Here is a 10,054-nt window from a genome sequence, read left to right as displayed (position 1 = left end):
GCTCACCGCTCACCGCTCACATCAATCCCCATCCCAGTGCTTGATCACTCCTGATTCCAGCGCTGCGCGTTCGACCGCAGCCGTTACATCTTTATGAACCTCGGGGTGCAACAGTGAGGGCACCAGTTCGTGCTCTTCAGCGTGACGGGCGATGCACTGGGCTGCCGCAATTTTCATCTTGTTGTTGATTCTGGTGGCGCGGACGTTAAGGGCGCCGCGGAACAAACCGGGAAAGGCGAGGGCGTTGTTGACACTTTTACCGTCAGCGGCAAAAGAAGCGCCGGCCTGTATGGCCAGCTCCGGCTCAATCTCCGGGTTCGGATTGGACAGAGCGAGAATAACCGACCCCTTGCGCACCATTTCCGGGGTGATCAGACCGTGACGTCCTGTCGTCGCAATAACAACATTGGCCTTCTGCATGACTTCTTCAAGGGATCCATCGTTGCCACCGGCGGCAACCAGGCGTTCACGGGCACTCATATCGATATCGGTGCCGATGACCTTTTTTACCCCGTAAGAGAGCAGCAGTTTGCTGATTCCCATCCCCGCCGCACCTAAACCGATCATCCCGACCGTTGATTGCTTGAGCATCATTCCTGAAAAACGGGTGGCATTGAGTAGGGCTGCCAGTACGACCACCGCCGTGCCGTGTTGATCGTCGTGCATGACCGGGATGTCAAGCTGGGCATCAAGTACTTCCTCAATCTGAAAACACTCAGGGGCTTTTATGTCTTCGAGCTTGATCGCGCCGAAGGTCGGAGCAATGTTCAAGACCGTATCAATAATAACCTGCGGATCATGGCTCTGGATCAGGATGGGAACGCCGCTGACGCCGACCAGATGATCAAACAGGACGGCCTTGCCTTCCATGACCGGCATCCCCGCGACGGCACCAATGTCACCCAGCCCGAGGATCGCGGTGCCGTTAGTCACAATAGCCACTTGATTGGGGATGGAGGTGTATTTGTAGGCGAGTTCCGGTGAGCGCTGTATGTCTTTACAAATGGCGGCGACACCAGGCGTGTAGATCTGCCGAACGTCGGTGATGGTTTCAATCCGGACGCGGCTGCGCGTGGCAATTTTGCCACCCTCATGAATTTGGTGGACCAGATCGATCAGATCTTCGACAATAATCCCTTCAAGTCTTGAAATCGATTCGACCAGGTCGTCAAACTGCTCTTCCGAATCAACGTAAACGACTATTTCACGGGTATTGTGGGTGCGACCGACGCGCACCAGATGAATGTCACCTACGCTGGCATTTTTCTCGGCAATAGCGGTTGTTACGCTGGATAAATGGCCGGGTTTATCCTTGAGCATCAGCCGCAGACATTTGGCAATTTTTCCGGCACCCTTTTCAATATCCATTTTCACTCCAATGTGATCATTTTTTGTTATGAAGGGACTCCATTCCAGGGAATTTTCAGATTTAGCCTGGGCAAGATAACAAAAAACACTGAAAAAAAATATTCATTTACCAAGATACAATGATATTTATGTATTTTTCTAATAAGTTGCTGGTGTCACAAAAACTCATCAACTGCTGCACCATTCTGAAAACAGTCGCCATCGTTTCACTGCTTCGACGCAGGTAAGTACCCCTCATTGTTCAACAATAGCGCGCCTGGCATGTGGCGCTTTGAGCTGAGCCATCCAAGCTGAAGCTTTTGCCGAGCACCGCAATAATTGACTTGTGTCCTTTGGCTCAGCACATAGCTAACAAATTCGGTAAAATATAACCTATTGATTCTTTGCTTTCTAGCTATATTCTGCTAAATTTACATTGTGTTTGTAACTGTTCAGCACTGCCCTTGCGCAGGGTCGGGGTTACTGTGGCAAGGGTGTTTGTCGCCAATTAGCACCAATCTTCCGCTCTCCTCTGAAAAGTCGTTACTCTCGCGAAAGCGGGAGTCCAGGAATCTGAGCAACTCCCCTGGATACCCGCCTTAGCGGGGATGACGTGCATGGTCGTTAAACGCAGCGGAAGATCAGTATTAATTAGAAAACTTTATGATAAGTAAAAAGGGGGACTGATGAAAGTTTTGTTTGTTCTATTCACCGTTGGTTTTCTCATGGCTTGTTCAAGCCAAACGCCCCAGGAACTTGTTGCTGAAGGTGATCGACTCAAGGCAGAAGGGAATATCCGTGGAGCCATCGTTCTTTACAAAAACGCCCTGGACAAGGACGCGAACGATCTGTCTGCCCGTCTGGGACTGGCTTTAGCTTATCGGGAAAGTGACAGCCTCGAACTGGCAGAACAGGAGTTTCAGAAGGTTTTACTGCAAAACCCTTCTTCCTACGACATTTTGCTTCAGCTGGCAGCCGTTGCCATTGACAGAGGCGACCCGCAAAAGGGTTTAACCGAAATTGAGCGCTTCCATTCAGCAGCTTCTCCCAACGCCGAATCACTTACCCTTCAGGGCCGGGCTTATGGTGCTTCAGGTGACTTGACTGAAGCAGAGAATCTATTCAACCAGGCTATAGTACTTAACCCCACTTATGCCCCTGCCCATTTGAATCTGGCAAAAACCTATCTGCAACGCAACGACATATCCCGTGCGGAACAGCGTCTGCGCGAAGTAATTGCTCTTGATGAACGCCAGTTTGAAGCGTATTTTTTACTAGCTCCCCTGGTTACTGCCAGAGGTGAAATTGAGTCCGCCCTGCAACTGTATCTTGATATTGTCGCTGTTGAACCACGTCAACATTACGCTCTCTATATGGCGGGAATTCTCCAGCTTGATCTCGGTGATTTCGCCGCTGCTGAAAAAAGCGTCGAACAACTTGGACGCCTATTTTCCGATCGCCCCGAGAGCTACCGTTTAAAAGGGATGCTGCTCTATCGTCAAGGGGACTACGATGATGCCCGGGTCGCCCTGGATCAGTCGCTGCGCACTGAACAGCATCCGTTGACCTATCTGTTTCTGGGCTTGAGTTATTATTCCCTTGAGCGCTTCGAGCTTGCCCTCAATCAGTTTCAGAACGCCCTCGATATCAGTCCCGAATTTGAGCGGGCGCGGGTGCTGGTTGCTTTGACCCTGCTCAAGCAGGAACGCGTTGATGATGCCATTGCCCAGATCCAGCGGGTGGTGAGCGCCAACCCCAACAACGCCTATGCGCGCAATATCCTCGGCAGTGCGTTGCTGGCCGCCGGTCAGCTCGATCGCGGTATGGCCGAACTGGAAGCGGCAACCAATCTGGATCCGACCATGGTTGAGGCCCATTTGCAGCGTGGTGCAGTACGTCTGTCCCGGGGTGAAATCAGCGCCGGAGAAGAAGATCTCATTCGTGCCGTCCATGTGTCCCCTGAACTGTTGAATAGCCGGCTGATGTTGGTTACTCATTATCTGCGTCAGAAAAACTATTCAGCGGCCATCGACACCCTCAGTGAAGGGATGACCGGCACCCCACAGGACGCGTTGCTCAATAATTATCTTGCTGCTGCTTATTTTTCCCAGAACCGACCGCAACAGGCCATCGTCGCCCTGCAGGCAGCCAAAGAGGCCAATCCCGACTACCTGACCCCGTACTTTAATCTGGCCTCCTACTATGCATCGCAATCCGATTATGATCAGGCGTTGCAGCAGTTTGACGACGTACTCAGCCGTGAAGCCGACAATTTGCGCGCTTTGCTTGGCAGCGCTGCGATCTACAATGTTCAGGGTCGCAACGACGATCTGGAGGCAGCCTATCGCCGGGTTGAAGCGACACGGACGGAGCAGGGTTTTGTCGCTACTGCCCAGTATCGTCTGCGTCAGCGTGATCTGTCAGCGGCCCTGGCGGTAGTTGATCGCGGCCTGCAACTGCATGTTAACTCTGCCCCGTTGCTGGAAATCAAGGGTGCGCTGCACCAGCAACAAGGTGAGTCCGGCGCTGCTGAAGCGACTTTTGTGGATCTGGCCGCTGTTGCGCCGGAGCGTGGCAATACCTTGTTGTGGCGTCACTACATGAACAATAATCGCGACCAGGCGCGCAGGCTTGTTGAGGACCTTCTTCGTTCGCAATCCGGGCAGGAATATCCCTACCTGCTGGCGGCATCCTTGCATACCGCGGCAGGGGATACTGATACAGCAACAAGCCTGCTGCAGCAGGGTATCAGCAGGCTGCAGCGACCTTCGCGTCTGCAGTTGCAACTGGCCTCTATTTTCGAACAACTGCAGCAAGTAGAGCGGGCAGAGCAGCTGTACCAGCGCATTCTCCGATCCGACCCCACCTTTGCCCCGGTTCACGTCGCCATCGGTACCCTGGCGGAACGGCGTGGTAACAAAGGGGCTGCTCGTGAACATTATCAGAACGCCCTGAGTCACGATCGCGACAATGTGATTGCCCTGAACAACCTGGCCTATATTCTGGCCGACAATTTCGGTGAAGATCGTCAGGCACTGGATTATGCCATGCGCGCTTACCAGTTGCGTCCCAACGACCCACGCATCATGGATACCCTCGGCTACATTCTGGTAAAAAATGATCGCGCCGGGGACGCCCTGAACCTGTTGCAACAAGCGCACAATCTGTTACCGGATATTCCGGTGGTGGCTATTCATCTCGCCCAGGCAAAAATTGCTCTGGGCGACAAGGAGTCCGCCCGTACCCTGCTCGAACAGGTCCGGGACAGCACGTCAACGGAGGATGCAGCAACAGCGAGAAGCATGCTGAATCAGCTATAATGGGGGGATCAGGGATGATCAGACCATCATTTCTGCTACAGTTGGGTGACACCTTTCTGGCTGGTGTTTGCCTGATACTGGCGCATTATCTGCGTTATGGTCGATTGAGTAGCGAGACCCTGATACTTGAGGGTGGAATATTTAAGCTGGCCTCTTACGTGGTTGTTGTTATTATCATTTCCTATCTGTTTAACCTCTATGAGTTTCAACAGTTTAACGAGCTGTGGAGGGTTGCTGCCAAGATTGTTTTTGCCCTGACCGTCTCTCTTCTTGCTCTGTCAGCGTTGTTTTATATCCTTCCCGGTCTCGGTTTCTGGCGCGGCGTTTTACTGATCAGTTTACTGCTGTTTGGTTTCTGCCAAATACTGGTGCGCTGGTTGATCCGAAAATTCTCGCGGGTGTCTTTTTTTGCTAACCGGGTATTAATTGTTGGTGCCGGCTCCCTGGCCAAAAAAATTTCCGAGATTGTGCCGTCCGATCACAACATGCACAGCTATACCCGTTTTGTTGCTTGTACTGATAAGGTTCCCGTTGTTGACCCGGACCTGATTGTCGGCCATATCAATGACATTGACCAGATAACCCTTGATTATCGTCCGCAAAAAATGGTCATCGCCCTGGCCGAACGGCGCGGATACCTGCCGCTGAAAGAAATCATGCACAGCAAATTGCGTGGCGTCGAAGTATACGATGCTGCCACCTACTACGAGCATGTCAGTGGTTGTCTGATGATCGAAGAAATGCATCCGAGTTCTTTTATCTTCAATCAGCGCTTTCGCATGACTCCATTTATGCGCAGTTATAAACGCTTATTTGACGTTGCCTTGTCGGGAATAGGTTTGCTGATAACCGCTCCTTTTTTTCCTTTTATTGCCCTGGCGATTGTTCTCGATTCCCGGGGACCAGTTTTCTACAAGCAGCTGCGCGTCGGTGAAAATGAGCATGAATTTTTCGTCTATAAATTTCGTACCATGAGCGACGGCGCGGAAAATGATTCCGGCGCGGTGTGGGCGCAAAAAAATGATCCGCGCGTCACCCGGGTCGGCCACTTCATGCGCAAAACCCGCATCGATGAGATCCCCCAGCTTTACAATGTTTTCAAAGGTGACATGAGTTTCATCGGTCCGCGTCCTGAACGCATGACCTTTGTCGAGCGGTTGAAAGAGTCTATCCCCTTTTATTCAACCCGGCATTTTGTCAAACCGGGGGTGACCGGCTGGGCCCAGGTGCGTTACCCCTATGGCGCATCTGATGAGGATGCCCTGGAAAAACTGCGTTATGATCTTTATTACATCAAGAATTATTCCATTGCGCTCGACTTCAAGATTATTCTTGATACCATTCGTGTTGTTACTTCAGGTTTTGGCGGGAGATAAAAAATGAAAATTTTTGGATTTGCATGGGTTTTTGTTCTGGTTGTATTGATGACAACCGCAGCTGCAGAAGACTATCGCATCGGCAGCGGCGATGTGCTGGAGATTTCGGTCTGGGGCGTCCCTGAGATGAGTCGTACGGTGATCGTACGTCCGGACGGAAAAATTACCTTGCCGGCGGTGGGGGATGTGGTGGCCGACGGTATCGCGCCGATGGCGTTGAGCCGCCATATCGCGAAAGTTATTGAAGACTACGTTAAACAGCCGGTGGTGACCGTTTCGGTGCAGCAGATTCGCAACAACCGGGTGTATGTCATTGGTGGCAGCGTTTCACGGGTGTTTGATATGACCAATCAGATGACCCTGCTCAAGCTGCTCAGTGAACTCGGCGATTTCAGCCGTGCCGATTTGCGCCGCGCTTACCTGTCGCGTAACAATGAAAAGATCAATACTGATTTTTTCGCGCTTTATTTCCGTGGTGATTTGAGTCAGGACGTTGCGATCCAGGCCGAAGATATCATCTATATCCCGAGCAACATGACCAATATTGTCTATGTGCTTGGCGCGGTGACCACCCCGCAGCCAATCCAGTACGTTGAAGGGATGCGGGCTCTTGACGCGATACTGGGTGCCGGCGGTTTTTCCGATTTTGCCCGTGAAAACTCGGTATCGATTATTCGCGAAGGGGGGGAGCGGATCAATATCGATCTGCGTAAAGTGCGCCGAGGTCGTGACATTGAAGAAAATGTTCAGTTACGTCCCGGTGACTATCTGATTGTTGATGAAAGTCTCTTTTAAAGGTTAGTAATACGAATGAAAGACACCCTTAAGCAAATATTAAGTTTTCTGCAGGCCCTCTATCGCTATAAGTACCTGTTTGTTGCCGTAACACTGCTGGTGATGACGGCTATCGGTATCTACAGCCTTACCCTGCCCAAGATTTATCGCGCTGATACCACGGTTTTTATCGAAAGTAATGTGATTGACGAACTGGTGCGCGGTATCGCCATCACCCCAAGCATGGAAGATCGCGTGCGGGTGCTGCAGGCAGCCATGCTCAGTCGCGACATGATCATCAAGACCCTGGTTGAGCTCAACTCCAATATGCTGACCCGCAGTGAAGCGGCGCAACAGGAATATATTTCAGCATTACAGCGCCGTACGAGCATCAATGTTACACGACAGATGGACCGCTTTACCGTCTCAATCGATGATACGGACCCCCAATTTGCCCAACGTTTTATCAACTCGTTGGTAGGAATCTATATCGAAGAGAGTCTGTCTTCCACCCGCGCAGAGACCTTTGGCGCCGGCCGATTTTTACAGGAACAGCTTGATTCCTTTAAAATCCGCCTTGAAGCAGCAGAGGACCGGATCATTGAGTTCCGGAACAGCCAGGGGATCTTTTTTTCCGTCGATGAGGCCGGGACCCTGGCCGCTATCCGGCAGATGATGAATCAGATCGAAGACATTGAACTGAATCAGGACACCCTGCGCGCCCGTCAAGCACGGTTAGTTGAGCAGTTAAACCGCACCAACCCAACCATCGACATGGTCAGCGAGGCAGCAGAGAGCAATCGCGTTATGGAGATGGAAAATCGTCTGAGCAATCTGTTGCTGCGCTATACGGAAAACTATCCGGAGGTTGTGCGGCTCAAGTTTGAGATTGAAGCCCTCAAACAGCGCATGGAAGATCCTGAAACGGCACAACTTGAACGGGGCGGCACGCGGATGACCACCACGAACCCGCTGCACCAGCAATTGCAGAGCCAACTTTACGAAGTGGAATCGGAATTGTCATCGCTGGAGGCGCGCAAGCGCAATCTGCAGCAGAATATCAGCACTCGTGAACAAGAGTTGCAGGAAATTCCGGAAGCGCAGAAAGAGTTGGGCATCCTTATTCAGGAGCGAAATTCCTACCGCACCATCTATAATGATCTGCTCTCGCGAATGACCAAGTCAGAAGTTTCGACCCAGATGGAGGTGGCAAACAAGGCTTCCACCTTCCGCGTCATCGACCCGGCGGTTCTGCCCCGGGCCCCGGTTTCGCCGGATATGTTGCGCATGTTGCTGCTGGCTGTTGCCGGGGGCTTCGGTTGTGGCCTGGGGTTGGTTTTTCTGATCGAGAACATGGACAGTCGTGTCCGTGATGTCGGTCTGCTTAATGATCTCGGTGTCGAGGTGTTAGCCGTTGTCCCCAATATTTCTGATCCGGCAGTCCTCAAACGGCGCTTCTACAGAGATGTCGTACTTGTTGGCGCCTCCGGTATCTATCTTATTGCCTTTATCGGAGTGTTTATTTTCTCCGATCAGATCATCCCCCTGGTGACCTCCTTGATGACAGGTTATTAATAGTATGAGTCGTATTGAAGAAGCGTTGAAAAAAGCCGCGCAACAGCGTAAGCAGAGTCGCGAGGAACAGACTGATTCAGCTGTTGTTGCAGTGCCCCAAACCCCAGTGCCCGCATCCCTCAAGCGAAAAGTGAGTGCCCTGCTTGATGTGGTTCCCCTGAAGCTCAACCACTTGATGCTGGCCACCGCCCGTGATGAAAAAACGGCCGTAGTTGAGGAATATAACAAGCTCCGTTCAACCCTGATTGCCCTGACCAGCGGTGAAAAACCCCTGAATACGATTATGGTGACCAGTACCGTCAGCGAAGAGGGGAAGACCATGACGGCACTGAATCTCGCCATCTCTCTGGCCAAAGAGCATGATCATACGGTCCTGCTGGTTGATGCCGATTTGCGTCGTCCATCGATTCATCGCTATCTCGATATCCAGCCGGAGGTCGGGCTGGTTCATTGCCTGCGTGACAACCTGCCGATTGAACAAGCGCTGATCAAAACCGGCGTCGGTAAACTGGTCGTTCTGCCTGCCGGCGAGGCCATCAAGGAACCCGTGGATCTGCTGTCCTCAGGCCGGATGAAAGCGATCGTCAAGGAGCTTAAACAGCGCTATCCCGACCGTTATGTCATTTTTGATACCCCCCCGGCCTTGCCTTTTGCCGATGCCGGAGTGCTGGCGGGGATGGTCGATACCACCCTGTTTGTCGTCCGCGAAGGTAAAGCCAAGCTGGATGATCTCGTTGAAACTCTCGAAGAATTCAAGCGACATCACCTGCTCGGGGTTGTCTATAACGATGCCCACAGCTTTGTTAATCGGCAGAGTTATTACTATGGTAACTATTAAATCATTAAGTGGGGATAACACCATGAAAACATTGAAATTTCTTGCCGCGTTGCTGGTAATGGCGGTAAGCTTGATGATCACCCCGGTTGCCTGGTCAGCCATTGACTTCACCCCACGTTTCAGCCTGGCGCAGGAATACAATGACAATATTTTTCTGCGTGAATCCAACCGTGAAAGTGACTGGATCACTACAATAGAACCGGGATTAACTCTTGGTTACAACCAGCGCTCCATCGATCTCGCCCTTGATTATTCCCTGCGCTATCGGTTGTACCAAAACAATACCTCAGAAGATCAGGATCAATTTCGCGACGTCCAGCGCGGATCTGCCAACCTGTTGTTGTTCCGTGGTCGCCCCTTTACCTTGCGCACCACCGGCACCATCAGTCGGGAAACCTTGAATGAGCGTGATCGCGATCTCGAATACAATGATACGTTCCAGCGTTCAACCGTTTATCGGTTATCAGTCACCCCTGAATATCGCTTGCGTCTGGGCCCCACCACCTCAGCGATCTTCGGCTACAGCTTTAATCTGGTCGACTACGCGGATCGCAGGGGAGATGATTACATCGAGCATCAGGGGCGGGTCACCCTCAATCGCAACCTGACTGCCAACCTCGATATCTGGGCCCGCTACCAGTACACTGAGCATGACAATGATGACAACCTGGAAGACTTCAATCGTCATGCTGCTACCGTCGGTGGTGATTATCGACTCGGTGCGCGCACGACCCTGTCTGCAACGGTTGGTCGTACCTGGATCGAATACGACCGTGGTGACGAAATCGACAGCAGCATCTGGTCAACGGATCTTAGCTATCGGC

Annotated in this window: 7 protein-coding genes; 6 read left to right on the top strand and 1 reads right to left on the bottom strand. The window is 51.9% G+C overall.

Features of this window, described 5'->3' with window-relative positions; genetic code table 11:
* Positions 1-21: 21 nt before the first annotated feature.
* Entirely contained in the window at positions 22-1,368 is a 1,347-nt protein-coding gene (locus tag AC6F7T_RS03970; protein ID WP_500716695.1) for a malic enzyme-like NAD(P)-binding protein, read from the bottom strand.
* A 665-nt stretch (positions 1,369-2,033) separates the two neighbouring features.
* Between AC6F7T_RS03970 and prsT the strand changes: the two genes are divergently transcribed.
* The 6 genes from prsT to AC6F7T_RS03940 all read left to right on the top strand — a co-directional run.
* Positions 2,034-4,667: an XrtA/PEP-CTERM system TPR-repeat protein PrsT gene (gene prsT, locus AC6F7T_RS03965; RefSeq protein WP_500716693.1), complete on the top strand. Its 2,634-nt coding sequence runs from the start codon at positions 2,034-2,036 to the stop codon at positions 4,665-4,667.
* A gap of 14 nt (positions 4,668-4,681) precedes the next feature.
* Positions 4,682-6,043: a TIGR03013 family XrtA/PEP-CTERM system glycosyltransferase gene (locus AC6F7T_RS03960; RefSeq protein WP_500716692.1), complete on the top strand. Its 1,362-nt coding sequence runs from the start codon at positions 4,682-4,684 to the stop codon at positions 6,041-6,043.
* Positions 6,044-6,046: 3 nt separating this feature from the next.
* Complete coding sequence (locus AC6F7T_RS03955; protein ID WP_500716690.1) at positions 6,047-6,838, top strand: polysaccharide biosynthesis/export family protein; 792 nt, start codon at positions 6,047-6,049, stop codon at positions 6,836-6,838.
* 15 nt (positions 6,839-6,853) lie between these two features.
* A complete protein-coding gene (locus AC6F7T_RS03950; RefSeq protein WP_500716688.1) occupies positions 6,854-8,392 on the top strand; it encodes an XrtA system polysaccharide chain length determinant in 1,539 nt (512 codons plus the stop codon).
* Between the two features lie 4 nt (positions 8,393-8,396).
* Complete coding sequence (locus tag AC6F7T_RS03945) at positions 8,397-9,230, top strand: XrtA-associated tyrosine autokinase (RefSeq protein ID WP_500716686.1); 834 nt, start codon at positions 8,397-8,399, stop codon at positions 9,228-9,230.
* Between the two features lie 22 nt (positions 9,231-9,252).
* Positions 9,253-10,054 (top strand): TIGR03016 family PEP-CTERM system-associated outer membrane protein (locus AC6F7T_RS03940; RefSeq protein ID WP_500716684.1); only part of this gene is annotated, 802 nt, incomplete at its 3' end.

The organism is Pelovirga sp. (assembly GCF_059864205.1).
This window is presented reverse-complemented; position numbering and strand designations above follow the sequence as displayed.